The organism is Xenophilus azovorans DSM 13620 (assembly GCF_000745855.1).
Classification (GTDB): Bacteria; Pseudomonadota; Gammaproteobacteria; order Burkholderiales; family Burkholderiaceae_C; genus Xenophilus; species Xenophilus azovorans.
In genome coordinates this window covers 18,180-45,174 of record NZ_JQKD01000020.1, presented here as the reverse complement: position 1 = coordinate 45,174, position 26,995 = coordinate 18,180, and the positions used below count along the sequence as shown (strand labels likewise).

Genomic DNA, 26,995 nt, shown 5'->3' with positions numbered 1-26,995 from the left:
AGAATCATTCTCATCCATTGGGTGCTGCCGCGTGCAACACGCGGCGTAGCCGCAAGCCAGCACCCCACAACCACTGCTCCGAGGAGAACGGGCCCTGAAAGCCCGGACGGGTGCGCCCGCCGCGCCCCCGTGGCCGCCGCGCGCCCTCCTCGTCGAACCCGGTTGCCCCCGAATCCGCATCGAAGAGGAGTCCGAAGCCATGCCATCCGTCCACCGCCGCCCCCGGCCCAACCCCATCGTCCTGGCGCTGCTGGCCATCCCCGCCTTCGCGGCGGCGCAGACGGAGCCCGCGCCGGCGGACCCCGCCGCGGTCGGCACGCTCGAACAGGTCTACGTGCGCGACAGGTACGAGCGCGAGGACCTGCCGAAGCTGGCGCCGGGCCGCAAGGCCGCCAAGGGCGCCCGCCTGGGCATCCTGGGCGCCACCTCCATCGTCGATGCGCCGGTGCACGTGAACGCCTACACGCGCGAACTGGCGGAGGACTGGTCGGCGCTGACGCTGCAGGACGTGCTGGAGAACGACTCGGCCGTCGTCTTCACGACCAACAAGGGCCACATGCTGCAGAACTTCAACCTGCGCGGGCTGGACATGACGGCGATCGACATCGCCACCAACGGCCTGTACGGCATCGCCCCGGCCAACCAGGTGCCGATCGAGCTGTTCGAGCGGGTCGAGGTGCTGCGCGGCCCGAACGTGCTGCTCTCGGGCATGCCGCCGGCCTCCAGCGTGGCGGGCACCGTCAACATGGTGACCAAGCGCGCGCTGGTCAAGCCGCTGGCGGAGCTGACGATGACCTACGGCTCGCACTCCTACGGCCAGCTGCATGCCGACCTGGGCAAGCGCTTCGGCGAGGAGCAGCGCCTGGGCATCCGCTTCAACGGCGTCTACGGCAAGGGCGAGATGGGCGCCCAGGACGAGCAGCAGAAGCGCCGCATGGCCTCGCTCGGGCTGGACTACCTGGGCGACCGCGCGCGCTTCTCGCTGGACCTGTACGACAGCGTGAACACGATCGACAACGGCAGCCCGGGCATGTTCAGCTTCACCTCGGCAGCGCCGGCGGTGTCGGCGGCCGCATCGCCGACAGGCACGGCGCTGCGGGCGGCACCCGCGCTGGGCCTGCTGCTGGCGCCGCCCGACGGCGACACCAACATGTTCCGCGGCACCCACGGCCGCTACCACAACACCGGCGCGCTGGCCCGCGCCGAATTCGACTTCACGCAGAACTGGCAGGGCTACGTGGCCGCGGGCGGCTCCAACTCCACCGGCCAGGGCCTGATGTTCGGCACGCGGGCCATCGTCGTCGGGCTGGACGGCACCACCCGCGGCGCCATCTACAACGTGGACACCCGCTCCGAGCGCCGCACCGCCGAGGCGGGCGTGATCGGCAAGTTCGACACCGGCCCCGTCAAGCACCGCCTGCAGTTCTCGGCCAACGTGCTGCGCATCAAGGAAGGCACCAACAACACGGCCTGCAACTACTGCTACGTCACCAACCTGTACAACCCGGTGACGCCGGTGTTCCCGACGGCGCCGCTGTGGACGGGCTACGAATCGGCCCGCGTCGCCAGCAAGTACGACTTCCGCTCGCTGGCCGTGGCCGACACCATGAGCATCGCGGACGAGCGGGTGCTGCTGACCGTGGGCGGGCGCCACCAGAGCGTGAAGATGCCCTACTCCGACTACAGCGAGAGCCGCTTCTCGCCCATGGTGGCCGCCGTGGTGCGCCCGTGGGGCGACACCGTCTCGCTGTTCGGCAACTACACCGAGGGCCTGGAGCCGGGCCAGGTGGTGCCCTCCACCTACGCCAACGCCGGCGAGGCGCTGCCGCCCAAGGTCACCAAGCAGGCGGAGCTGGGCGTGAAGCTGCAGACCGGCGAGCTGACGCACACCATCAGCGCCTTCCAGATCAAGCGCCCGTCCTTCGTCGCCGCGGCCGGCAACCGCCTGGTGGACGGCGGCGAGCAGCGCCTGCGCGGCATGGAATGGAGCCTGTTCGGCAAGCTGACGGACACCGTGTCGCTGCTGGGCGGCATCACCCACATCAAGTCGGAGCAGCTCAACACCGGCCGCGACACCTACGGCGTGCCCGAATGGCGCGCCCGCATCGGCCTGGACTGGCAGACGCCCGTGCAGGGCCTGACCGTGGGCGGCCGACTGATCTACACGAGCAAGCAGTGGGCCGACTCGGGCAACAAGCTGCGCCTGCCCTCCTGGAACCGCGTGGACCTGATGGCCAGCTACGCCACCCAGATCGCCGCCACGCCGGTGCGCTTCAACGCCAGCGTGGAGAACGTGGCTGACAAGAACTACTGGATCGGCACCTTCGGCGACGGCTTCGTGATGCCCGGCGCGCCGCGCACCTTCAGGGTGTCGGCGACGGTGTCGTTCTGACGGCGGCGCTGGCCGGGCGGATGTCATGAGGATGTTTTCAAATTAGAATTATTCTCATCTACAACGGGTGCCGCCGTGCGCAATGCGCGGCGTAGCCAGACAGCCGGTGCCCTGCACATCCCGAGAGGAGAAGACCTTGATGTCCAGTCGCCTGCGCTCGCCGCGCACCGGCGTGCCCGCCGCACGCCCCGTTTCGACCCGTTCCCGCCGCCCGGCGCCGCGCCTGGCCGCCCTGTGCGCCGCGCTGCTGGCGGCCGGGGCGCTGCACGCCCAGCCGCGGGCGCTGTCCATCGCCGTGTCGGCGCAGCCGCTGGACAGTGCCCTGGCCGCCCTGTCGAGCCAGACGGGCGCCCGCATCGCCTTCACGGCCGACCAGGCCCGCGGCGTGCAGGCGCCGGCGGTGCAGGGCTCGCTCCCGGTCGACGAGGCGCTCGCCCGGCTGCTGGCCGGCAGCGGCCTGCGCGCCGAAACCGTGGGCGACGGCAGCTACCGGCTCGTGCCCGCCGCCACGGCGGCGACCGCCGCTGCCGCGGGCACCGACGGGCCGACGCTGGAAGCCACCACGGTGACCGCCAACTCCGTGTACGGCGCGCCGCCGGTGTACGCCGGCGGCCAGGTCGGCAAGGGGGCGCGCCTGGGCGTGCTGGGCAACGTGGACGTGATGGACGCGCCGTTCAGCATCACCTCGTACACGGCCAAGACCATCGAGGACCAGCAGGCGCGCAGCATCGCCGAAGTGCTGGTGGCCGACCCGGCCGTGCGCCAGGCCAGCCCCTCGGCCTACGGCCTGGAGTTCTACCAGCTGCGCGGCTTCCTGGCCTACGGCGAGGACATCGCGATGTCGGGCATGTACGGCGTGCTGCCCTACGGCCGCATCCCGGTGGAGCTGGCCGAGCGCGTGGAGGTGCTGCGCGGGCCGGGCTCGCTGCTGTACGGGCAGTCGCCCACCGGCGCGGTGGGCGGCACGATCAACGTGGTGCCCAAGCGGGCGGAGGACGACCCGCTCACCCGCGTGACGGCCAGCCTCGCCACCGACCGGCAGTTCGGCGGCGCGGTGGACATCGGCCGGCGCTTCGGCGAGCGCAAGCAGTGGGGCGTGCGCCTCAACGCATCCACCATGAGCGGCGACACCCCGACCGACTACATGAGCAGCCGCCGGCGGGTCGCGGGCCTGGGGCTGGACTACCGCGGCGAGCGCACCCGCTTCTCGCTGGACCTGTACGACCAGCGCTTCCGCACCAACGACGGCATCGGCATCTTCGCGCAGTTCAGCACGCCGGTGGTGCCCAAGGCGCCCAAGGCCAACACCAACTTCTTTCCCGGCACCTACATGGACGCCTCCGACAGCGGCGGCATGTTCCGCGGCGAGGTGGACATCCTCGACAACCTGACGGTCTACGCGGGCTACGGCCAGCGGCACCACCGCTACACCGGCTACCTCTCGACGGCCGCACGCAACGTGGACGCGCTGGGCAACTTCTGCGGCGGCGTGCGGCCCGGCGTCTGCACGAACCCGACGACGCTGCCGCCGGGCACCGGCTACAACGACACCCGCTCGCTGGAGGCCGGCCTGCGCGGCCACTTCCACACGGGGCCGGTCAGGCACGACTGGAACATCGGCGGCCAGGACATGGACATCGAGAACGGCAGTTCCGCGACCCGCCTCACGCCAGCCTACGTGTCCAACATCTACAACCCGGTGCGGGTGCCGCTGACCGGCTCCGACTACCTGCCGCTGCCGCGCTCGCGCACCGCGCTGAACAGCTACGCCATCACCGACACGATGTCCTTCCTGGACGACCGGCTCAAGCTGACGCTGGGCCTGCGCGAGCAGCGCGTGGGGCTGCTGGGCTTCACGCAGCTGTCCGCCAACCTCAACAGCCCGCTGAGCAACCTGGTGGCCGTCAACAGCAGCTATGCCGCCAAGCGCACCACGCCCATGCTCGGCGTGGTGTTCAAGCCGGTGCCCAACGTGGCGCTGTACGGCAACTACATCGAGGGCCTGACCAGCGGCTCGCTGGTCAGCGACACCCGGGCCACCAACTACGGCGACGTCATTCCGCCGCTGCAGACCAAGCAGGTGGAGCTGGGCGTCAAGTGGGACCTGGGCACCTGGACCAACACCCTGGCCGTCTACCAGATCAAGAGGCCCAGCACGATCAACGTCTACACCGGCGACACGCAGTACTACGTCGACGGCCAGGGCGAGCAGCGCAACCGCGGCGTCGAATGGAGCGTGTTCGGCGAGGTCACGAAGGGCGTGCGCCTGCTGGGCGGCGTGGCCTTCACCGACGGCGAGCTGACCCGCACCGCCCGCGGCGTGAACCAGGGCAACACGCCGCCGGGCGCGCCCAAGTGGAAGGTCAACCTGGGCGGCGAATGGGACGTGCCCGGCGTGGCCGGCCTGACGCTGTCGGGGACCGTGATCTACAACAGCGCCGCCTGGATCAACGCCGCCAACACGCAGCGCGCGCCCTCCTGGACGCGCCTGGACCTGGGCGCCCGCTACGCGACGCAACTCGCCAGCTACCCGGTCACCTTCCGTGCCACGCTGCAGAACGCCACCAACCGCGCCTACTGGGACGCGAGCTGGCGCGACGGCCTGGCGATCCTGGGTGCGCCGCGCACCTTCCTGCTCTCGGCCTCGGTCGATTTCTGAGGACGCAGCCATGCCCCCTGCCCTCGCCCTCGGCCTGGCGCTCGCACTGGCGGGCTGCCTGAGCGTGTACCTGGGCGCCGAGCACCAGCGGCTGCTGGCGCGCCGCTGGCCCGCGTGGCCGGCGCGCATCGCCGGCGCGCTGCTGCTGGCCGGCGGGCTGGCGGCCCTGTTCGCGGCGCTGCGGCCGGTGACGGCGGTGTTCGTGTTCTGTACCTGGGCGATGCTGCTGTTCGTGCTGCTGCCGTACCTGGGCGCGCTGCGGAACCTGCACGAGGTGAAGGAATGAACACCAAGGTGAAGGCGCCGCCGATCCGCCGCGACTGGCTGTCCAAGAGCATCGCCGGCACCCTGCTGGGCTTCACCCTGGCGGTGGCCGTCAGCGGGCTGCTCGACCTGGCCACGCAGGCCCTGCCGCTGGCCACGCGCGGCCAGCTCTCCATGTGGCTGGTGCCGCCGGTGTGGTTCGGCGTGCTGAGCCTGTGCTTCCTCTTCGGCAGCGGCGCACGCGCCTGGCTGTGGCTGGGCGCGGCCAACGCGGCGGTGTTCGGCCTCTGGGCCGCGCTGCGTTTCATCTAGAAAAAAAAAGAAAAGGGCCCCACATGCGCGCAGACGTCATCCGCCTCTACAAGACCGTCCACACCTGGACCGGCATCGTCGCCGGCATGGCGCTGTTCATCGCCTTCTACGCCGGCGCGCTCACCGTCTTCAAGGAGCCGATCGCCCGCTGGGTGGCCGCGCCCTCGCCCGGCGCGGCGGCGGTGCCGCTGGACGAGGCGCCGCAGCTCATCGCCCGCACGCTGGCCGCGCACCCGGCGGCGGCCAAGAGCTTCCAGATCCACCTGCTGGAGACCGAGCACGTGCCCGCGCGCATGGGCTGGACCGAGCGGCCCCAGGGCGGCGACGACCACGACCGCTCGAACGACCGCCACTACCTCGCCACGCTGCAGGCCGACGGCGCGCCGCTGATCGAGGAGACGAAACAGTCGCGCGTGGCCGAGTTCATCGACGTGCTGCACCGCGTGGTCGGCCTGCCCTTCGACAACGACCCCAGCCGCTGGGTGATGGGCGTGATCAGCGCGCTGTACGCCGTGGCGCTGGTCTCGGGCGTGATCGTGCTGCTGCCCACGCTGGTGAAGGACTTCTTCGCGCTGCGCCTGGGGAAGAACCTCAAGCGCATGTGGCTGGACGCGCACAACGTGATCGGCATCGTCAGCCTGCCCTTCCACGTGATCATGGCGCTGTCGGCGGCGGTGTTCGCCTTCCACGACGGCATCTACGCGGTGCAGGACACGGTGCTCTACCAGGGCCAGTGGGAGCGCCTGTGGAGCCGCACGCCGCCCAAGGGCCCACCGCCCCCGCCGCGCGACGTGGGCACCATGCTGCCGCCGGCCGAGCTGGTGGCGCGGGTGCAGGCGCTGTCGCCCACGCTGGTGCCGGTGGCGCTGGACTACGTGCAGCCGACCACGCCGCGCGCCGCGGTGCGCGTGTGGGTGCGCGACGCCACCACCATCCAGCGCAGCGTCAACGGCGGCTTCGCGCTGCTCGACCCGTACACCGGCCAGGTGCGCAGCACCGAGTACCTGCCGGGGCGCCAGACCGCCGCCGACGCCACGATCGTCAGCTTCTTCAGCCTGCACTTCGCCACCTTCGGCGGCACGCCGGTGCAGTGGATGTACTTCCTGCTCGGGCTGGCGGGCGCCTTCCTCTTCTATTCCGGCAACCTGCTGTGGGTGGAGTCGCGCCGCAAGGCCGACCGCGGCAGGGGCGCACCGGTGGTGCAGAAGCGCTCCACCTTCCTGATGGCCGCGGCGACGGTGGGCGTGTGCATCGGCTGCGTGGCGGGCATCTCGGCCACGCTGGCGGCGGGCAAGTGGCTGCACGGGCGGGTGGACGACCTCCAGGCCTGGCACATGGGCGTGTACTACGCGGTGTTCCTCGGCGCGGTGGGCTGGGCCTTCGCGCGCGGCGCGGCGCGTGCGGCGCCGGCGCTGCTGTGGGCGGCGGCCCTGTGCACCGCCGCCATCCCGCTGACCACCCTGGCCGGCTGGCTGCTGCCCGGCATCGGCCCCTGGGCGCACGGCAGCGCCGCGGCGCTGGGCGTGGACGCGGTGGCGATGGCCGGCGCGCTGGGCCTGGCGTGGATGGCGCGCGCCACCGCGCGGCGGGTGCGCCAGGGGCCGGTGGACAGCGTCTGGTCGCTGTCGGCGGCGCGCGGCGCCGAGGCCACCTCCTCCGGCGCGCCGGAGATCGCGCAGGAGCCCGCGACAGGCGCGGCCCGCTGAACGGCGCGGGCCGGGCCTTACAGTCCGGGCATTCCCCGCGCCATGTTGTCCGTCCCGCCACTCCTCGTCTCGACCTTTCTGCGCCGCGCGCTGGCCGCCGCGCTGCTGGCGCACGCTGCGGCCGGCGCCTTCGCGCTGGAGCGCTTCGACGAGGTGCGCTCCGCCTGGCGACCCTCCGACATCCGGGTGCTGGACCGCGCCGGCGAGCCGCTGCAGCGCCTGCGCACCGACGCCACCGTGCGGCGCGGCCGCTGGGTGCCGCTGGCCGAGGTCTCGCCCGCACTGCGCACCGCGCTGGTGATGAGCGAGGACAAGCGCTTCTGGGAGCACAGCGGCGTGGACTGGCGCGCCGTCTCGGCCGCCGCCTGGGCCAACCTGTGGCACACGCGCACGCGCGGCGCCTCCACCATCACCATGCAACTGGCCGGCCTGCTCGACGAGGACCTGCGCCGCGCCGGCGGCGGCCGCAGCCTGGGGCAGAAGATCGACCAGGCCTACACCGCCACGCAGCTGGAGCGCGGCTGGCGCAAGGACCAGATCCTGGAGGCGTACCTCAACCTGGTGCCCTTCCGCGGCGAGCTGGTGGGCATCGACGCGCTCTCGCGCACGCTGTTCGGCAAGGCGCCGCACGGCCTGCAGGCGCGCGAGGCCGCGGTGGCCGCCGCGCTGGTGCGCGCGCCCAACGCCTCGCCCGCGCGGGTGGCGCAGCGCGCCTGCGAGGTGCTGCGCGCCATGCAGCCGGCGGGGCGCAGCGCCGGGCCGCCCCAAGCAAGCCCGCGCCCCCTGGGGGGGCAGCGAGGACACGAAGTGCCGAGCGTGGGGGCCACATTCTCCGACTGCGCCGCGGTCGACATGTTCACCGCCGCGGCGCTGCAGCGCCGCGCCTTCGAGGCCAGCGAGGGCATCGCGCCGCACCTGGCGCGGCAGGCGCTGCGCGCGGCCCGCGAGACGAACGCCGGCGGCGCCCCCGTGCCGACCGAACTGCACACCACCCTGCGCGCCCCGCTGCAGCGCTTCGCCCTGGCCACGCTGCAGCGCCACCTGCGCGAGCTGCGCGACCGCAACGTGGAGGACGGCGCGCTCGTCGTGCTCGACAACGCCAGCGGCGAGGTGCTGGCCTGGGTCGGCTCCTCGGGCGAGCTGAGCGCCGCCCGCGAGGTCGACGCGGTGCTGGCGCCGCGCCAGCCCGGCTCCACCCTCAAGCCGCTGCTGTACGCGCAGGCCATCGCCGAGCGGCGCCTCACGGCCGCCTCGCTGCTGGAGGACTCGTCGGCCCAGATCGCCACGCCCGGCGGCCTGTACATCCCGCAGAACTACGACCGTCGTTTCAAGGGGCCGGTGTCGGTGCGCACCGCGCTGGCGGCCTCGCTCAACGTGCCTGCGGTGCGCACGCTGGTGATGGTCTCGCCCGAGGGCTTCGCGCGGCAGTTGCGCGCGGCCGGCATCGCGCTGGCGCAAAGCGGCGACTACTACGGCTACAGCCTGGCGCTGGGCAGCGCCGAGGTGACGCTGCTGCAACTGGCGAACGCCTTCCGAACGCTGGCCAACGGGGGGCGCTTCAGCCCCACGCGCGTGCTGCCGCCGGCCGCCGGCGAGGCGCCGGCGTTCGCCGCCGCGCTCGACCCGCGCGCCGCCTTCATCGTCGGCGACATCCTCTCGGACGCCAACGCCCGCGTGCGCACCTTCGGTCCCGACAGCGTGCTCGGCACGCGCTTCTGGAGCGCGGTGAAGACCGGCACCAGCAAGGACATGCGCGACAACTGGGCCGTGGGCTGGTCCCAGCGCTACACGGTCGGCGTGTGGGTGGGCAACGCCGGCGGCGCGCCGATGTGGGACGTGAGCGGCACCAGCGGCGCGGCGCCCGTGTGGGCCGAACTGATGCGCTTCCTGCACGCGCGCGAGCCCAGCCGGGCGCCGGCGCCGCCGCCGGGCCTGCGCCAGGCGGCGGTGCGCTTCGGCGACTGGAGCGGCCAGCCCATCGAGGCGGCGCGCGGCGAGTGGTTCATCGCCGGCACCGAGCAGCCCCTCTTCGCGCTGGAGGGCATCGCCGCCGGTGCCGGCCCGGCCGGCGAGCCGCCGCCCGCACGCATCACCGCGCCGGCGGACGGCACGCTGCTGGCGCTGGACCCGGACATCCCGCCGCGCCACCAGCGCGTGCGCTTCGAGGCCGATGCGGCCGGCGCCGGCGCGCAGTGGCGCATCGGCGGCCGCACCGTCGCCCGCGGCCCGCGCGCGCAGTGGCTGCCCTGGCCGGGGCGGCACGTCGTCGAACTGGCCGACGCGCAGGGCCGCGTGCTGGACAGCGTGCGAGTGGAGGTGCGCGGCGCCGGCGTGGCGCCCGGGCGCGGCGGCCCGCCGCCGGCGGCGCGCTGAGGGGCCTGCCGCACACGCGCAGTGGCCTGCGGCTGACACGGCGCCGCCGGCCGCCGCGATAGGGTGAAGGTGCCTGCTTTTCGTCACGCCCTTCCCCTCTGGAGCCCGCATGCCCGACCGCACCCTGCCCCCCGACGCCTTCCATGACGACGACGCCACCAGCCACCGCATCGGCCTGCTGGCGGCGGCCTTCTGCGCGGGCGGCGTGGCGGCGCTGTATGCGCTGCGCGCCGCGCGCAGGCAGCACCGGCCGGCCGGCCCGGCGGACGGTGCGCCGCTGATGCGCGCACCGCTGCAGGTGGTCGCGCCGGTGGACCTGAAGCGCTATGCGGGCCTGTGGCACGAGCAGGCGCGCCTGCCCAACCGCTTCGAGGCCGACTGCGCCGGCCGCGCCACCGCCGAGTACACGCCGCAGCCCGACGGCTCGCTGCGGGTCGTCAACCGCTGCGAGCGAGAGGACGGCCGCGTCGACGAGGCCGTGGGCCGGGCCCGCGCGGTGCCGGTGGCGGGACTGCCGGGCGCCGGACGGCTGCAGGTGTGCTTCGCGCCCGACTGGCTGGGCTGGCTGCCACTGGCCTGGGGCGAGTACTGGATCCTCAAGCTGGACCGCGACTACGAAGTGGCGCTGGTCGGCACGCCGGACCGGCGCTGCCTGTGGGTGCTCTCGCGCGCCCCGCGGATGGACGCGGCCGCGCTGGACGCCGAACTGGAGTACGCACGCACCCTGGGCTTCGACGTGGACCGGGTGGTGCGCCCCGCGCCCTCGCCCGCGACGGCCTGAGGCCGCGCCACCGGGGTCAGCGCGCCGCGCCGGCCTCCATCGCTTCGAGCTGCCGCATCAGCTCGCGCGGCAGCGCGGCCGGCGAGGTGCAGTGGATGGCGCGCCAGCCCAGCGCCCGCGCCATCTCCACGTTGGCGACGGCATCGTCGATGAACAGCGTGCGCGCCGGCGCCAGGCCGTGGCGCCATGCCAGCAACTGGTAGATCTCCTCGTGCGGCTTGGCCCGCTTGGCATCGCCCGAGAACACGCCGCCGTCGAACCAGCCGAAGAAGTCGAAGCGCCGCTCCAGCGCCCGCGCGTACGGCGCCGGCATGTTGGAGAGGTAGAACAGCCGGGGGCTGCCCTGCGCCTCGCGCCGCGCGCGCAGGTCGCGCAGCAGCGCCAGCGTCTCGGGGATGGGCGCCAGCCGCTCGCCCAGCGGCTCGATCAGCTCGCGCAGCGCCGCCACCGGCAGGCCGAGCCGGGCCGCGCTGCGCTGGATGACCTCCGCCGCGCTGCGCAGGCCGCTGTCGAAGGCCAGCCAGTCCTCGTGATGGAACAGCGCCTTGGCCAGCGCCGCGGCGGCAGCCTCGTCCGCCGCGCGCTCCGGGAAGTGCGCCTGCACCAGCCGCGCGGGCTCCCAGCCGATGAGCACCGCCCCCAGGTCGAACACCACATTCATGGGCCGGCATTGTCCTCCGGCCCGCGGGGGCCCTTCAGCCGGCCGGCTGCGGCACCACCGATACGCCCTGCTGCCCCAGGCCCAGCACGGTCTGCGCGCCGGGCGCCAGCGGGCGCATCAGGTCGCCGGAGACCACGAACACCGGGCCGAGCGGAGTGTCGAAGCTGTACTCGTAGCCGTTGCCCAGGTACGAGGCCTTGGCGCAGGTGGCCGGCAGGCCGATGGCCGCGCCGATCTGCCACGCCTCGGGCCGCACCGCGACCTTGACCACGCCGGTGGGCACCGCATAGCGCGGCGTCAGCGTGAGCGGGCCCAGCGTCACGTGGCCGTCGGCCTGCGCCATGCCGGGGAAGACCAGCGCCTCGCCCATGAAGCCGGCGACGAACTCGCTCTCGGGCCGGTTGTAGAGCGACTCGGGCGTGCCGCGCTGGGCGATCACGCCGTGGTCCATCACGATGATCTGGTCGCTCACCGCCAGCGCCTCACTCTGGTCGTGCGTGACGTAGGCCACGGTGAGCTTCAGGCGCTGCTGGATGGCGCGGATCTCCTCGCGCATCTCGCGGCGCAGCCGCGCGTCGAGGTTGGACAGCGGCTCGTCGAACAGCAGCACCGCCGGCTCCAGCACCAGCGCGCGCGCCAGCGCCACGCGCTGCTGCTGGCCGCCCGACAGCTCGCTGGGCAGTCGCTCGTCGAAACCGACCAGGCCGACGCCGCGCAGCGCCTCGGTGGCGCGCGCCAGCGCGTCGGCCTTCTTCATGCCGCTCATGCGCAGGCCGTAGGCGACGTTCTCGCGCACGTCCATGTGCGGGAACAGCGCGTAGCTCTGGAACATCATCGACACGTTGCGCTCGCCGGGGCCGAGCGTGGTCACGTCGCGCCCGCCCATGAGAATCTGGCCCGAGGTGGGCGACTCCAGGCCCGCGATCATGCGCAGCGTGGTGGTCTTGCCGCAGCCCGAGGGGCCGAGGATGGTGGCCAGCGTGCCCTGAGGCACCTCGAAGCTGATGCCCTTGACGGCCAGCGGCGCGCTGCTGTCGGTGCCGTAGCGCTTGGTGACGTTGCGGAATTCGATGCCGTTGCTCATGTGCAGACCCGTTCTTTCTTGACTCACGCCGGCGTGGCGACGGTGGCCGCCGCCGTGCCGGCCTTGCGCCGCCCCAGCCGCCGCTCGCCCACCAGCACCTGGATCAGCGCGGTGGCCAGCGACATCAGCACGATCAGCACCGTGCAGTAGGCCAGCGCCACGCCGTAGTCGCCGTTGCCGACGCGGCCGATGATGTAGGTGGTGGCCAGCTCGTTCTCGGCGGTGACGAGGAAGATCACCGCGCTCACCGTCGTCATCGCGCGCACGAAGCTGTAGACCAGCGCCGCCACCAGCGCCGGCTTGAGCAGCGGCAGCACCACCTTGAACAGCGTCTGCGCTGTCGAGCCGCGCAGCATCAGCGACGCCTCGTCCAGCGAGCGGTCGATCTGCTTGAAGGCCGCCGTGCCCGCCCGCACACCCACCGGCAGGTTGCGGAACATGAAGCACAGCACGATGATGAGCCCGGTGCCCGTCAGCTCCAGCGGCGGCACGTTGAAGGCCAGGATGTAGCTCACGCCCAGCACCGTGCCCGGGATGGCGAAGGCCAGCAGCGCCGCGAACTCGAAGACGCCCTGCCCCTTGAACTCGTTGCGCGCCAGCAGCCAGGCGATCAGCAGGCCCAGCGCCGCGGTGATGGGCGCCGAGATGCCGGCCAGCTTGAGCGTGGTCCACAGCGAGTTCCACGCCGTGCCCGCCCACACCAGCCCGAACTGCCCCCACTCCAGCGAGAAGGCGGTGCGGAAGTGGTTGAGCGTGAGGGTGTAGTCGCGCCCCCAGGTCTGCACGAAGCCGCCCGTGAAGGCGAAGAGGTACACCACCACCGTGAACAGGATCCACGGAAAGGCGATCGCGTAGACCATGCTGCGCACGCCCGCCGGCAGCGGCATCGGGATGCCGGCGTCGCCCTTGCCGCTCACGGTGGTGTAGTTCTGCTTGCCCAGCAGGCCGCGCTGCAGCGCGAACACCGTCAGCGCGAACAGCGTCAGCACCCAGGCCAGCGAGGCCGCGCGGCCCTGGTCGTACTGCGCGCCGACGATGGCGAAGAAGATGTCGGTGGACAGCACGGAATACTGGCCGCCCACCACCACCGGGTTGCCGAAGTCGGCAATGCTCTCGATGAAGCCGACCAGGAAGGCGTTGGCCAGCCCCGGCTTCATCAGCGGCAACGTCACCGTGCGGAAGGTGCGCCAGCGGTCGGCGCGCAGCATCAGCGCCGCCTCCTCCAGGCTCGGCGCGATGCCCTGCACCACGCCGCGCATGATCATGAAGGCGATGGGCGTGAAGGCGAAGAGCTGCGCCGTGAGGATGCCCGGCAGCCCGTAGAACCAGCGCGTGGGCTGGATGCCGAACCAGGCCTCCAGCAACTGGTTGACCACGCCGGCGCGGCCGAACAGCAGGATCAGGCCCAGGCCGACCACGAAGGGCGGCGTGATGATGGGCAGCAGCGCGATGACCTTCAGCGGGCCCTGCCAACGGCGGCTGCCGCGCTCGGCCATCAGCGCTATCAGCGTGCCGAGGAAGGTGGTGCCGGCGGCGGTGAGCAGCGCCAGCAGCAGCGTGTTCCAGGCCACGCCGCAGCTCGTGCCGCCGGCGATGCAGCCCAGCCCCCAGATGCGCGCGGTGAAGATGCGTTCGGCGAAGGCGGCCAGCGACCAGCCGCCGTCCTCGTCGAAGAAGGCGCCGGCCAGCGCCTTGCCCACCGGCCAGGCGATGAACAGCAGCAGCAGCACCGCGCAGCCCACCACCGCGCCGGAGACGAACAGGTCGCCGCGGAAGAAGCCCAGCCGCGCCAGCCCGAAGGCCGCCAGCAGGATCAGCGCCGCGACGGCGACGAAGCCGCCGGCGCCGATGCCGAACTGGTTGACCGACAGCTCGCCGAACAGCGTGTTGAAGGCGGCGATGCTCCAGCCGCGCGCGCCGATGGTGAAGCCGGCGGCGGCCAGCCCCAGCGCGCCCAGCGCGCCGCCGGCCAGCAGCCAGCGGCCCTGCGCGCGGCCCGGCCGCAGCAGCGCGCCGACGGCGGCAAGGCCCAGCCCCGCCAGGCCCGCGTAGAGCCAGGGCCGCCCCTGGCGCGAGGCCTGCAGCAGCCCGTTGGCCGCCTCACCCTCGGAGAAGATGCCAGGCAGCGCCTGCCACCAGCTCGTGTCCTGGATGGCGTACCACGGCAGCAGCAGGTAGCCCAGCAGCCCGGCGGCGATGCACAGCCAGGCGGCGGCGTTCGGTCGGCGCGCCCTCACCGCCGCTTATCTCGGCAGCGAGTTGACTTCCTTCTCCCAGCGCGCGATGAGGCGCCGGCGCTCGGCGCTGGCGCCGTACTTCTTGTAGTCGTAGTCGATCAGCTTGATCTTCTTGAAGTCGGGCACGTTCGGGTCCACCGGCGTGCTCTTGTTCGAGGGCAGCTGGTACTGCTTGGTGGCGGCGCCGAAGGCCTGCGCGGCCGGGGTCAGCGCCCACTCGTAGAACTTCTTGGCCTGCTCCATGTTGCGCGCGCCCTTGACGATGCTCATCGAGCCGATCTCGGCGCCGGTGCCTTCGGAGGGCGTGACGGTCTCGACCGGGAAGCCCTGCATCTTCTCCTGCGGTGCATCGTGGATGAAGCTGATCGACACCGCCGTCTCGCCGCGCGCCACCGCCTTGATGGGCGCGGTGCCGGAGCGGGTGTAGGCCGCGATGTTCTTGTGCAGGCCCTTGAGGTAATCGAAGGCCTTGTCCTCGCCCATGAGCTGCACCAGCGTGGCGATCATGGTGTAGGCGGTGCCGCTGGAAGCCGGGTTGGCCACCTGGATGTCGCCCTTGTACTCCGGCTTGAGCAGGTCGGCCCAGCTCTTCGGCGCCGGCAGCTTCTTCTTGGCCAGCAGCTCGGTGTTGTAGCCGAAGCCCAGCGGGCCGGAATAGATGCCCACCGTCTTGTAGCCCGACTGCTTCGCCTGGTCCTGCGCCCACGGGTAGAGCTGCGACAGCGTGGGCGACTTGTACTCCAGCGTCAGGCCCTGCTCGGCCGCCTGCAGGTGCGGGTCGCCCGTGCCGCCGAACCACACGTCCGTCTTGGGGTTCTCGCGCTCGGCGATGAGCTGGGCCAGCGCCTCGCCCGAGCCCTTGAGCGCCAGGTTGATCTTCACGCCCGTCGTGCGGGCATAGACGGTGGCGATCATGTTGCACCAGTCGGCTTGGACCGAGCAGATGACGTTGACCTGCTGCGCGCTGGCGCTGGCCGATGCGGCGGCCAGCACGGCGCCGGCCAGGAGGGTCTTGGTGGAGTTCTTCATGGGCATGCCTCTTGCCTGACGGTAAAACAAAAAAACGGCCTCGCAAGGCCGGCCAGGGAGCTTACGCCACGCAAGCACGTATCGAGCATCGGTGGAACTACCGTTAAAGTTTCAAGGCGTTCGCAACGTGGGCGGCAGCCTGCACAGCTTCAAGAAAGTCGCGTTTCGATGAGTTTCGATCTCGTTCTGTTCGGCGGTACGGGCGATCTGGCCTGGCGCAAGCTCATGCCCGCCCTGTTCCAGGCCTTCCGCCACGGCAGCCTGCCCGCGGGCGGCCGCATCATCGGCGTCGCGCGCGACGAACTCACCGACGACCAGTACCGCGAACTGATCCAGTCCCGCTTCGAGGCGGTGGAAGGCGCCAAGCGGCCGACGCCGGAGGAGTTCCGCAAGTTCGCCGAGTTGCTGCACTACCTGCGCATGGACCTGTCGCAGCCGGCCGACTACGCGGCCCTGGCCGCCCTGCTGCGCACGCGCCAGGCCGACAGCGTGGTGATGTACCTGGCCACCGCGCCCTCGCTGTTCACGCAGGCCGTGCAGCAACTGGCGGCCGCCGGCCTGAACACGCCGAACACCCGCGTGGTGCTGGAAAAGCCGCTCGGCCACGACCTGGCCTCCAACCACGCGATCAACGCGGCCGTGCGCGAGGTGCTGGCCGAGAAGCAGGTCTTCCGCATCGACCACTACCTGGGCAAGCCCTCGGTGCAGAACCTGTTCGCGCTGCGCTTCGCCAATGCCCTGTTCGAGCCGCTGTGGCGGCGCGAGCACATCGCCAACATCCAGATCACCATCGCCGAGGAGGTGGGCGTCGAGAAGCGCGGCGCCTTCTACGACCAGACCGGCGCGCTGCGCGACATGGTGCAGAACCATGCGCTGCAACTGCTGTGCGCGGTGGCGATGGAGCCGCCCATCAACGCCCATGCCGACGCGCTGCGCGACGAGAAGCTCAAGGTGCTGCGCTCGCTCAAGGCCTGGACGCCCGAGAGCATCGGCCTGCATGCCGTGCGCGGGCAGTACACGGCAGGCACCGCCTATGGCGAGCGCGTGCCGGGCTACCTGCACGAGCCCGGCATCGACCCGGTCAGCCGCACCGAGACCTTCGTCGCGCTGCGCGCCGAGATCGCCAACTGGCGCTGGGCCGGCGTGCCCTTCTACATCCGCACCGGCAAGCGGCTGGCCTCGCGCGACGCGCGCATCGAGGTGAACTTCCGCGCCGCGCCGCACGCGATCTTCCACGCACCGGCGGGCTTCGCGAACAAGCTGGTGATCAACCTGCAGCCCAAGGACGGCCTGGAGCTGCACCTGCTGGCGCAGGCGCAGAACCAGCGCGTGAGCACGCACCGCGGCGTGCACGGCGGCATGCTGCCGCTGTCGCCGGTGCAGCTCGACCTGGATTTCGACAAGCGCTTCGGCGCCGAGCGCGTCGGCGCCTACGAGCGGCTGCTGCTGGACGTGATCGAAGGACGGCTGAACCTCTTCGTGCGCAGCGACGAGCAGGAGGAAGCCTGGCGCTGGGTCGAGCCGCTGCTGGACAGCTGGCAGACCGATGCCGGACCGCGCCCCTACGCCGCGGGCACCTGGGGGCCGAGCGCCTCCAGCGCCATGATCGCCCGCGACGGCTTCGCCTGGGGCGAGGAGCAGTGAGGGCAGCAGGGGCACGGCCGCGCCGGCGGCTCTCCTTCGGGTGGACTATTTCACATACATGTGTCCGATTGTGACTTTCGTATGATTTGACATAGCATTGAACTTTGTGAACCAGGCGCCGCGCCACGGCGCCGTCTGCGGAGTTCAGCCATGCCCGATCGTTCGTCGTCGTCCGCCCCTTCCCGCCCTGCTGCGCCCGCGCTGCGCCGCCGGACCGTCCTGACGCTGGCCGCCGCCGGCGCATCGGCCGGCCTGGGCCTGCCGGCTCTGGCGCAGGCGCGCGCGGTGCGCATCGGCGTCACGCTGGACCACAGCAGCGTCGAAAAGGCCAACGGCACCGGCCTGTTCCTGGGCTCCAGCGCCTGCTTCGCCGCGATCAACAAGGCCGGCGGCATCCACGGCGCCAGGGTCGAGCTGCAACTGGCCGACGACCAGTTCAAGCCCGACGTGGCCAAGGCCAACGCCCTGGCCTTCGCCGCCGACCCGGCCGTGCTGGCCATCCTGCATCCGCTGGGCACGCGCCAGGCCTCGGAGGTCAGCGATGCGGTGCCCGGCCTGCCGGTGGTCGGGCCCAACACCGGCACCGTGGCGCTGCGCAGGAAGAACACGCCCAACACCTTCTGGGTGCGCGCCAACTACGACCAGGAGATCGACCGCCTGGTCGCGCAGGCCGTGACCCTGGGCCAGACGCGCATCGGCCTGGTGCACTCCAACGATCCGCTGGGCCAGTCGCTGCTGGCAGGCTTCAACGCCGCGCTGGCCAAGGCCAAGCTGGAGCCGGCGATCATCGCGACCACGCCCAACACCATCAGCATGGAGGTCGAACCCGCCGCCAAGCGCATCGCCGAGGCGCGGCCGCACGTGGTCATCGTGGGGCTCGCGGGCACCGCGCCGGCCTTCGTGAAGGCGCTGCGCGCGGCCGGCGGCAAGAGCTCGGCCTACGGGCTGTCGATCACGGCCGGTTCGCTCTCGGCCATGGGCGACCTGGCGCACGGGCTGGGCTTCTCGATCGTGGTGCCCTCGCCCTTCGCCACCCGCCACGAGATCGTGCGCCGCTACCAGGCCGACATGCTGGCCGCGGGCCAGCAGACCTTCTCGCTGCCGAGCCTGGAGGGTTACGTCAACGCCCGCGTGCTGGCCGAGGGCCTGCGCCGCGCCGGGCCCGGCGCCAGCCGCGCGCAGCTGATGGCGGCGCTGGAGAGCATCGAGGGCTACGAACTGGGCGGCATGAAGATCAGCTTCGGCCGCGGCAACCGCGAAGGCAGCCAGTTTGTCGACGTGGCGGTGATCGGCGCGGGCGGACGGCTGCTGACCTGAACCGTTCCAGGTTCAGATCCGCCCCTCCTCGACCGCGTGGCACGCCACGCGCACGCCGCCGATGGAAGTGAGCACCGGCCGCTCGGCCGAGCACCGCGCATTGGCATGCGGGCAGCGCGGATGGAAGGCGCAGCCGGTGGGCGGGTTCAGCGGATTGGGCACCTCGCCCTGCACCGGCGTGCGCGCGCGGCCCACCGCGTGCATCTGCGGGATGGCGTCCAGCAGCATGCGCGTGTAGGGGTGGCGCGGCCGCGCGAACAGCTCGGCCTTGTCGGCCAGCTCGACCAGCCGGCCCAGGTACATCACCCCCACCTGGTCGCTCACGTGGCGCACCACCGCCAGGTTGTGCGAGATGAACAGGTACGTCAGGCCCCGCTCGCGCTGCAGGTCCTTCATGATGTTGAGCACCTGCGCCTGCACGCTCACGTCCAGCGCCGAGGTGGGCTCGTCGCACACCAGGAACTCGGGCGCGGTGGCCAGCGCGCGGGCGATGGAGATGCGCTGGCGCTGGCCGCCGGAGAACTGGTGCGGGTACTTGGCCATGTCCAGCGCCGACAGGCCCACCGAGCGCAGCAGCTCGCCCACGCGCTCACGGATGGCATCCTTGTCCTGCAGGATGGCGTGCTCGCGCAGCGGCTCGGCGATGATCTGCTCGACCAGCCAGCGCGGGTTCAGGCTGGCGTAGGGGTCCTGGAAGATCATCTGGATGCGCCGGCGCAGCTGCCGGCCCTCGCGCGAGACGTAGGCGGCCTGCGCGTCCTGCCCGTCGAAGCGCATGCCGCCGCGCGTGGGCTCGTACAGGCCCACCAGCAGGCGCGCCACGGTGCTCTTGCCGCAGCCGGACTCGCCCACCAGCGCCAGCGTCCTGCCGCGCTCGATCTCGAAGCTCACGCCGTCCACCGCGTGCAGCAGGGTGCGCGGCTTGCGCTCGAGCACGCGGTTGAGCCAGGGCGCCGAGACGTCGAAGGTCTTGGCCAGGTCGTGGGCGACGACCAGCGGGGCGGTGTTCACGGTGTTCACTGCTGCATTCATGGCCGCACCTGCGTGTCGTGCAGCCAGCAGGCGGCCATCGTCGCGCCGGCGGCCAGCAGCTCGGGGCGGGCCTGCCGGCAGCGCTCGAACACGCGCGGGCAGCGCGGGTTGTAGGCGCAGCCCTGGGGGATGGCGTTCAGCCGCGGCATGGCGCCGTCGATCTGGTTGAGCCGCTCGCGGTCGCTGTCCATGTCGGGGATGGAGGCCATGAGCCCCGCGGTGTAGGGATGCGCCGGCTGGTGGATGACCTCGCGCACCGGCCCGATCTCGGCGACGCGCCCGGCGTACATCACGGCCACGCGATCGCAGGTCTCGGCGATCACGCCCATGTCGTGGGTGATGAGCATCACCGCCGCGCCGCGTTCGCGGCACAGGCGCTTGAGAAGCTGGATGATCTGCGCCTGGATCGACACGTCCAGCGCGGTGGTCGGCTCGTCGGCCACGATCAGCTTGGGCTCGGCCGCCAGGGCCAGCGCGATCACCACGCGCTGGCGCATGCCGCCGGAGAACTGGTGCGGGTAGTGGTCGATGCGCTGCTCGGCGGCGGGGATGCCGGTGTCCTGCAGCAGCGAGACGGCGCGCCGGCGCGCCTCGGCCTCGCCCACCGGCAGGTGCGTGCGGATGGTCTCGACCAGTTGCCGGCCCACGGTGTACAGCGGGTTCAGCGAGGTCAGCGGGTCCTGGAAGATCGCGCCGATGCGCCGCCCGCGGATGTGGCGCATCTGCTCGTAGCCCAGGGTGTCGATGCGCCGGCCCTCCAGCACGATCTCGCCGCCGGCCACGCGCCCGGGCGGCTCCAGCAGGCCGATGATGGCCGCGCCGGTGAGCGACTTGCCGGCGCCGGACTCGCCCACCACGCCCAGGATCTCGCCCGGCGCGATGTCGAAGGAGATGTCGTCCAGCGCGCGCAGCGTGCCGCGGCGCGTGGGGAACTCGACGATCAGGTTCCTGACTTGAAGAAGGCTCATGGGCGGGCGTCCTTCCTCAGCGCAGGCGCGGGTTGAGCGCATCGCGCAGCCAGTCGCCCAGCAGGTTCACCGACAGGGCCAGCAGCACCAGCATCGCGCCGGGGAACACCAGCACCCACCATTCGCCGGAGAACAGCACCGCATTGCCGTTGTTGATCAGCGTGCCCAGCGAGGGCGAGGTGGGCGGCACGCCCACGCCCAGGAAGGACAGCGTGGCCTCGGTGATGATGGCGGTGGCCACCTGGATGGTGGCCAGCACCAGCACCGGGCCCAGCACGTTGGGCAGCACGTGGCGCAGCATGATGCGCAGCGGCGGCACGCCCATCACGCGGGCGGCCTGCACGTACTCCTTGTTGCGCTCCACCAGCGTGGAGCCGCGCACGGTGCGCGCGTACTGCACCCAGCCCGTGAGCGCGATGGCGAAGATCAGCACGCCGAAGGCCAGCGACTCGTGCGCGTCGGGGAACAGCGCCCGCCCCACGCCGGCGATCAGCAGCGCCACCAGGATGGCCGGGAAGGACAGCATCACGTCGCACAGGCGCATCAGGAAGGCATCGAGCCAGCCGCCCCAGAAGCCGGCCATCAGCCCCAGCAGCACGCCCACGAAGACCGACAGCAGCACCGACACCACGCCCACCACCAGCGAGATGCGCGCGCCGTAGATCAGCGCCGAGAGGATGTCGCGGCCCTGGTCGTCGGTGCCCAGCAGGTACTTGGCGCTGCCGCCTTCCATCCACGCCGGCGGCAGCCGCGCGTCCATCAGGTCCAGCGAGGCCAGGTCGAACGGGTTGTGCGGCGCCACCCAGCCGGCAAACACCGAGCAGAAGATGCACACGAAGGCAATCACCGCCGCCACGATCGCCACCGGCGACGTGCGGAAACTGTAGCCAACGTCGCTGTCGTACCAGCGGGCGAGGGTTGTTTTCATCGGGGTGCGACAAGAGCCGCCAACACACTGAAGGCCGCGGAGCAGGCCATGCGGGAACCGCCGCGGGACTGGCTTGGCCAGACCGCAGGCGGTGCCCCCGCAGGGGGTTGGCGTAGCGGAACGAAGTCCGCGAAGACTGGGGGTGGTTCAATTCATGGCTTGATGCTCATCCACTTGTAGGGCATGTAGTTGTCGGCCATCTGCACCAGCGTGACCTTCTTGCTCACGCCCCAGGCCAGCGACTGCTGGTGCAGCGGCAGGTGGCCCACGTCGTCGGTGTGGATCTGGAAGGCCTCCTTGATCATCGCGTCGCGCTTGGCCTTGTCGGTCTCGGACTGCACCTTCACCGTCAGCTCGTCGAACTTCGGGTTGCAGTACGAGCCCAGGTTGAACTGGCCGTCGCCCGTCTTGTCGTCGGGGCAGCGCATCAGCGCATTCATCGCGTTGTGCGCGTCATAGGTCGAGGGCGTCCAGCCGAGCAGGTAGAAGCTGGTGTCACGGCGCAGGATCTTCGGGAAGTAGGTGCCCTTGGTCTCGGCCTGCAGGTTGATCTTGACGCCGATGCGCGCCAGGTTGGCCGCCACCGCCTGGCAGACCTGCGCGTCGTTGACGTAGCGGTCGTTCGGGCAGTTCATCGTGACCTCGAAGCCGCTCGGGTAGCCGGCATCGGCCAGCAGCTTCTTGGCGCCGTCGGGATCGAAGGGCAGGCGCTTGTCCTGGGCCTCGGTCCAGCCGTTGATGCCGGGGCCGACCATCAGGGCCGTGGGCCGCGAGGCGCCGCGCATCACCGTCTTCTGGATCGCGTTGATGTCGATGGCCTGGTAGAAGGCCTGGCGCACGCGCTTGTCCTTGAAGGGGTTCTTGCCCTTGACGCTGGAGTACAGCAGCTCGTCGCGCTTCTGGTCCATGCCCAGGAAGATGGTGCGCAGTTCGGGGCCGACCACGGCGCGCGCGTTCGGGCTGGCGTTGACGCGCGGGATGTCCTGCACCGGGATCGGCTCCATCACGTCCACCTGGCCGGAGATGAGCGCCGCGACGCGCGTGGCCGGGTTGGCGATGGGGGTGAAGACCACCTCCTGCACGTTGCCCTCGATCTTGCCCCAGTAGTCGTTGTTGCGCACGAAGGTGGTGCGCACGTCGGGCTGGCGCTCGCGCAGCTTGAAGGGACCGGTGCCGTTGGCCTTGAAGGAGGCGGTGTTCTCGATGCCCTTGCGGCGGTCCACCGGCTTCTCGGCCTTGTTCTCGATGCACCACTTCTTGCTCATGATCATCACAGTCGAGAGCACATCTGGCAGCACCGGGAAGGGCGCCTTGGTCTCGATGTCGACGGTGAAGTCGTCGACCTTGCGCACTTCCTTGATGTCGTTGGTGTTGCTCTTCATGTCGGAGCCGTCGCCCGCGGCACGCGCCAGGCTGAAGAGCACGTCGTCGGCGGTGAAGGGCGTGCCGTCGTGGAATTTGACGCCCTTGCGCAGCTCGAAGCGCCACACGCTGGGCGAGGCCTGCTTCCAGCTCGTGGCCAACAGCGGGGCCAGGCTCAGGTCCTTGTTGCGGCCGGTCAGCGTCTCGTAGACGTTGGCGGTGGTGGACAACTGCAGCGACTCGTTGAGCGAATGCGGGTCCATCGACAGCGCGTCGCCCTGGTTGGCGATGCGGATGGTCTGCGCGCTCGCGAGCAGGCTCGCCGTCGCCAGGGCGGACAGGACGGCCGCTGCGGCCACTTTTTTCTTGAAGCTCATGGAAGCACTCCTCGGGTGGTTGCCGTGCAGTTCACGGACTCAGGTGGCCGCGGTCGCGGCGGGCTCGGGCTGCCGGCCGCGGGTGGCGGCCGCATCGGGTGGCTGGCTGCCCTCGTCAGCCAGCGGCATGCCCTGCTCGACCAGGCCCGCGTGCAAGGCGGCGCCCAGTGGCAGGATCTCGTCGTTGAAGTCGTAGCGCGCGTTGTGCAGGTAGGCGCCCTCGCGCACGTCCTGGCCGATGCGCAGGTAGGCGCCGGCCTTCTTCTGCAGCATGAAGGAGAAGTCCTCCGCGCCCATGCTGGGTTCCAGTTGCCGGTCCACGTTGTGCGGGCCGACGATCGAGGCCGCCACGTCGCCGGCGAACATGGCCTCGGGCGCGGTGTTGATGGTGGCCGGGTAGATGCGCTCGTACTTCAGCTCGGCCGTGGCGCCGAAGGCGGCGGCCACCGAGGCGCACAGGTCGCGCAGGCGCTGCTCGACCAGGTTCTGCACCCGCACGTTGAAGGTGCGCACGGTGCCCACCAGCCGCGCCGAGCCGGGGATGACGCTGAAGGCGTCCAGGTCGCCGGCTTCCATGGCGCACAGGCTGATGACGGCCGCGTCGATGGGCCGCACATTGCGCGAGACGATGCTCTGCGCCGCCGTGATGATGTGCGCTGCGACGAGCACCGGGTCCACCGTCTGGTACGCATGGGCGCCGTGGCCGCCCTTGCCCGCGATGTCGATGGTGACGCGGTCGGCCGCGGCCATCATCGCGCCGCGGTTGATGCCCACCGTGCCGGCCGGCATCGCCGGCCAGTTGTGCATCGCATAGACCGCGTCGACGGGAAAGCGCTCGAACAGGCCGTCCTCGATCATCACGCGCGCGCCGGCGAAGCCCTCCTCCCCCGGCTGGAAGATCAGCACCGCCGTGCCGTCGAAGCGGCGCGTCTCGGCCAGGTAACGCGCGGCGCCGACCAGCATGGTCGTGTGGCCGTCGTGGCCGCAGCCGTGCATGAGGCCCGGCCGGGCGGAGCACCAGGGCAGCCCGGCGTTGTCCTCCTTCATCGGCAGCGCGTCCATGTCGGCGCGCAGGCCGATCACGCGCCCGCTGGCGGTGGTGCGGCCGCGGATCACGCCGACAACGCCCGTCTTGCCGATGCCGGTGTGGATCTCGTCCACGCCGCAGGCGCGCAGCGATTCCTTCACGCGCGCCGCGGTGTACACCTCCTCGAAACCGAGTTCCGGATGCGCGTGCAGGTCGCGCCGCAACGCCGTCAATTCGGGGTGGAAGCGGGCGATGTGCGCGAACGCACGGCCGCCGGCCTGGTAGCGCAGCTCGCTCATCTTCAGTGCCCTCCCGCCTTGCCCACGCGCAGGCGCGGATCGACCGCGAAATAGAGCAGATCGACCACCAGGTTGATGACCACGAAGATCAGCGCGATCAGGCACAGGTAGGCGGCCATCACGGGGATGTCGGCGAAGGTCACGGCCTGGATGAACAGCAGGCCCATGCCGGGCCACTGGAACACCGTCTCGGTGATGATGGCGAAGGCGATCAGGCCGCCCAGTTGCAGGCCGGTGATGGTCATCACCGGCACCAGCGTGTTCTTCAGCGCGTGGCCGAAGTGGATGGCCCGGTTCGACAGGCCGCGCGCCCGCGCGAACTTGATGTAGTCGGTGCGCAGCACCTCCAGCATCTCGGCGCGCACCAGGCGCATGATCAGCGTGAGCTGGAAGATCGCCAGCGTCACCGCCGGCAGCACGAGGTGGTGCCAGCCGTTCAGGCTCAGCAGGCCGGTGCGCCACCAGCCGACCTGCACCACATCGCCCCGGCCGAAGCTGGGAAACCAGCCCAGTTGCACCGCGAACACCAGGATCAGCAGGATGCCGATGAGAAAGGTCGGCAGCGACACGCCCAGCAGCGACAGCGTCATGAACACCTGGCTCATGAAGCTGCCGCGCCGCAGCGCCGTGTAGACCCCCATCGGGATGCCGATCAGCAGCGCCAGCGCAGCTGCCACCAGAGCCAGCTCGAAGGTGGCGGGGAAACGCGAAGCCAGAAGGCTCGACACCTTCGCGCCCTGGCGCAGGCTCAGGCCGAACTCACCCTGGGCCGCGTTCAGCAGGAAATGCCAGAACTGCACGAAGAAGGGCTGGTCCAGCCCCAGCGCCACACGCAATTCACGGATCTGCTCGGGCTTGGCATCCTGCCCCAGCAGGAACACCACCGGGTCGCCAACGTACTGGAACAGCAGGAATGCGATGAAAGCCACCGCGACCATCACGATCACGGCCTGGATCAGGCGGCGCAATACGAAAGCGAGCATTCAGTGGAGCGAGTTTCAAAGGATGCTAGCAGAGCAAGGCGCGTGCCCGAGCCTGGCGGCGCACGGGGTTTGCACCTAATGAGGGCACGAAAAAACTCGGACACAAGGCCATCGCATGCGCCAAAAGAAAAAGCCACTCCGCTTTCGCGGAGTGGCCTTGGCTTTCGATCCCTGCTGGCGTGAGCCAGCGGGGGATCAGAAGGCGTGGCGGATGCCCAGGTCGTAGCCGATGGAGGTCTTCGGACGATAGGCGCCCGACGAGCCGAACACCGTGTCGGTGTAGGTCGACGCGAACGGAGCGGTGATGTTGCCCGAACCAGCGCTGAAGTTCGCGCCGTTCTTGTTCTTGATGTAGGCAACCGTCGCGTACAGAGCCGTGCGCTTGGACAGGTTGTGGACATAGCCCACAGCCAGCTGGTCAGCCTTCGGATCGGCGTACTGGTAGTACGGATCCAGCAGCGCCACGAGCGGATCGCGATCGGTCTTGAACTTCACGCGGCCGTAGGAAGCGCGGATCTGACCGGCGCCGACGGGAACCGTCACACCCAGCAGGTAGCCGTCCATCTTGGTCGACGGATTGAACCAGGGCTCGTTCGCCGAGTACTCGTCCTTGTTCTTCACGCGGGCGTACTGGCCGAACAGCTTCACGACGCCGAAGTCATAGCTGGCACCGACGTTGAAGTTCTTGGCCGTGTTGTCGTAGCCCGTCAGCCAGTCCGACTCGTTGTTCTGCTCGCCGTAGGCCACAGCAACGTCCAGAGGACCGTTGGCATAGCCGAAGCGGCCACCCCAGTAACGGCCACCACGGCTGTTCGGGTTCAGAGCGTCTTGCAGGTTGTTGTCAGCCTTCAGTTGCTCGTGGAACGAGTACATCACCTGGCCATAGAAGCCACCCAGGTTCTTGGGCAGGAAGTAGCCGATGGAGTTGCTGGCGCGAACGTTGGAGTTCTCGAGCGCAGGCGTGGCACGCTGGATCAGAGCGGTGCCGGCGCCCACGGTGCCGAACGGATCGAAGACCGTGTAGTTCCAGAACGTCGGCTTGTAGTCGACGCCCAGGCGGATTTCACCGAAGCCACCCGACAGGCTCACGGTGGAGCGACGAGCGAAGGTGGTGACACCGGTGGCGCCATCATCGTTGGTGATGGGCGCTTCCAGCCAGAAGCTGGCCGACAGACCGCCGCCCAGATCTTCGACGCCACGGAAGCCCAGGCGGCTGGAGTTGTAGGCGCTGTTGTTCAGGCCGGTCCGGCTGGTCTTCAGCGAGCCCGGCAGGTACAGGTAGGCGTACGGGTTGGTCAGCAGGGTGAACGGATCGGTCACCAGCTCGCTCTTGTTCGACACGCTGCTGATCGAGGCGTCCACGATACCGAACAGCGTCACCGACGATTGCGCCGAGGCAACACCGGCAGCAGCCAGGGCAGCCAGAGCAACGAGGGATTTTTTCATTGCAAGTTTCTCCAAGGTTAAGACATAGGGCGCCGGTGCGAAGGGTTCACCGTGCTGGCACTTCTTGTGCTCCCACCGGGCCCCGGGCCAACCTCCTTTTGGGAAGTTGTTGCT

Annotated in this window: 20 protein-coding genes; 9 read left to right on the top strand and 11 right to left on the bottom strand. The window is 70.7% G+C overall.

Features of this window, described 5'->3' with window-relative positions:
- Positions 1–199 precede the first annotated feature (199 nt).
- The 7 genes from Q392_RS12690 (at position 200) to Q392_RS12660 (ending at position 10,487) form a co-directional block, all read left to right on the top strand.
- Positions 200–2,392: a TonB-dependent receptor gene (locus tag Q392_RS12690; RefSeq protein ID WP_038207535.1), complete on the top strand. Its 2,193-nt coding sequence runs from the start codon at positions 200–202 to the stop codon at positions 2,390–2,392.
- A 139-nt stretch (positions 2,393–2,531) separates the two neighbouring features.
- Positions 2,532–5,051, top strand: a complete 2,520-nt coding sequence (locus Q392_RS12685) for a TonB-dependent receptor (protein WP_038207529.1) — start codon at positions 2,532–2,534, stop codon at positions 5,049–5,051.
- Between the two features lie 10 nt (positions 5,052–5,061).
- The gene (locus Q392_RS12680) at positions 5,062–5,337 is read left to right on the top strand and encodes a hypothetical protein (RefSeq protein WP_038207523.1); all 276 of its coding nucleotides are present in this window, start codon (positions 5,062–5,064) and stop codon (positions 5,335–5,337) included.
- Positions 5,334–5,627, top strand: a complete 294-nt coding sequence (locus tag Q392_RS12675) for a hypothetical protein (RefSeq protein WP_038207520.1) — start codon at positions 5,334–5,336, stop codon at positions 5,625–5,627. The genes Q392_RS12680 and Q392_RS12675 overlap by 4 nt, the downstream gene beginning before the upstream one ends.
- Before the next feature lie 23 nt (positions 5,628–5,650).
- Positions 5,651–7,333, top strand: coding sequence for a PepSY-associated TM helix domain-containing protein (locus Q392_RS33420; protein WP_051953390.1), 1,683 nt, complete (start codon positions 5,651–5,653; stop codon positions 7,331–7,333).
- Between the two features lie 42 nt (positions 7,334–7,375).
- Positions 7,376–9,706: a transglycosylase domain-containing protein gene (locus Q392_RS33415; RefSeq protein WP_051953388.1), complete on the top strand. Its 2,331-nt coding sequence runs from the start codon at positions 7,376–7,378 to the stop codon at positions 9,704–9,706.
- Positions 9,707–9,815: 109 nt separating this feature from the next.
- Complete coding sequence (locus tag Q392_RS12660; RefSeq protein ID WP_038207517.1) at positions 9,816–10,487, top strand: lipocalin family protein; 672 nt, start codon at positions 9,816–9,818, stop codon at positions 10,485–10,487.
- A gap of 16 nt (positions 10,488–10,503) precedes the next feature.
- Here Q392_RS12660 and Q392_RS12655 read toward each other — a convergent pair whose 3' ends face one another.
- Genes Q392_RS12655 through Q392_RS12640 form a run of 4 tightly spaced genes read right to left on the bottom strand, consistent with a single transcriptional unit; the run spans position 10,504 to position 15,498 of the window.
- On the bottom strand, positions 10,504–11,148 hold the full coding sequence (locus Q392_RS12655; protein WP_038207514.1) for an HAD family hydrolase: 645 nt from the start codon (positions 11,146–11,148) through the stop codon (positions 10,504–10,506).
- A 34-nt stretch (positions 11,149–11,182) separates the two neighbouring features.
- Positions 11,183–12,232, bottom strand: coding sequence for an ABC transporter ATP-binding protein (locus tag Q392_RS12650; RefSeq protein WP_038207513.1), 1,050 nt, complete (start codon positions 12,230–12,232; stop codon positions 11,183–11,185).
- Positions 12,233–12,255: 23 nt separating this feature from the next.
- Positions 12,256–14,469: an ABC transporter permease gene (locus tag Q392_RS12645; protein ID WP_038207512.1), complete on the bottom strand. Its 2,214-nt coding sequence runs from the start codon at positions 14,467–14,469 to the stop codon at positions 12,256–12,258.
- A gap of 6 nt (positions 14,470–14,475) precedes the next feature.
- The gene (locus Q392_RS12640) at positions 14,476–15,498 is read right to left on the bottom strand and encodes an ABC transporter substrate-binding protein (RefSeq protein ID WP_051953408.1); all 1,023 of its coding nucleotides are present in this window, start codon (positions 15,496–15,498) and stop codon (positions 14,476–14,478) included.
- A gap of 168 nt (positions 15,499–15,666) precedes the next feature.
- Between Q392_RS12640 and zwf the strand changes: the two genes are divergently transcribed.
- Together zwf and Q392_RS12630 are read left to right on the top strand one after the other, a co-directional pair.
- The gene (gene zwf / locus Q392_RS12635) at positions 15,667–17,142 is read left to right on the top strand and encodes a glucose-6-phosphate dehydrogenase (protein WP_038207510.1); all 1,476 of its coding nucleotides are present in this window, start codon (positions 15,667–15,669) and stop codon (positions 17,140–17,142) included.
- Positions 17,143–17,292: 150 nt separating this feature from the next.
- A complete protein-coding gene (locus tag Q392_RS12630) occupies positions 17,293–18,459 on the top strand; it encodes an ABC transporter substrate-binding protein (RefSeq protein ID WP_051953386.1) in 1,167 nt (388 codons plus the stop codon).
- A 12-nt stretch (positions 18,460–18,471) separates the two neighbouring features.
- Here the strand turns inward: Q392_RS12630 and Q392_RS12625 are convergent, their stop codons facing one another.
- The 7 genes from Q392_RS12625 to Q392_RS12595 all read right to left on the bottom strand — a co-directional run bounded on the left by Q392_RS12625 (position 18,472) and on the right by Q392_RS12595 (position 26,881).
- Positions 18,472–19,491, bottom strand: a complete 1,020-nt coding sequence (locus tag Q392_RS12625) for an ABC transporter ATP-binding protein (protein WP_038207509.1) — start codon at positions 19,489–19,491, stop codon at positions 18,472–18,474.
- Complete coding sequence (locus Q392_RS12620; protein WP_038207507.1) at positions 19,488–20,459, bottom strand: ABC transporter ATP-binding protein; 972 nt, start codon at positions 20,457–20,459, stop codon at positions 19,488–19,490. Before Q392_RS12620 ends, Q392_RS12625 begins: the two co-directional genes overlap by 4 nt.
- A 16-nt stretch (positions 20,460–20,475) precedes the next feature.
- Positions 20,476–21,387, bottom strand: a complete 912-nt coding sequence (locus Q392_RS12615) for an ABC transporter permease (RefSeq protein ID WP_038207504.1) — start codon at positions 21,385–21,387, stop codon at positions 20,476–20,478.
- 152 nt (positions 21,388–21,539) lie between these two features.
- Complete coding sequence (locus Q392_RS12610) at positions 21,540–23,126, bottom strand: ABC transporter substrate-binding protein (protein WP_038207502.1); 1,587 nt, start codon at positions 23,124–23,126, stop codon at positions 21,540–21,542.
- A gap of 39 nt (positions 23,127–23,165) precedes the next feature.
- The gene (locus Q392_RS12605; RefSeq protein WP_038207497.1) at positions 23,166–24,452 is read right to left on the bottom strand and encodes a M20 aminoacylase family protein; all 1,287 of its coding nucleotides are present in this window, start codon (positions 24,450–24,452) and stop codon (positions 23,166–23,168) included.
- Positions 24,453–24,454: 2 nt separating this feature from the next.
- On the bottom strand, positions 24,455–25,435 hold the full coding sequence (locus tag Q392_RS12600) for an ABC transporter permease (RefSeq protein ID WP_038207493.1): 981 nt from the start codon (positions 25,433–25,435) through the stop codon (positions 24,455–24,457).
- Positions 25,436–25,630: 195 nt separating this feature from the next.
- The gene (locus Q392_RS12595) at positions 25,631–26,881 is read right to left on the bottom strand and encodes a porin (protein ID WP_038207491.1); all 1,251 of its coding nucleotides are present in this window, start codon (positions 26,879–26,881) and stop codon (positions 25,631–25,633) included.
- Positions 26,882–26,995 lie beyond the last annotated feature (114 nt).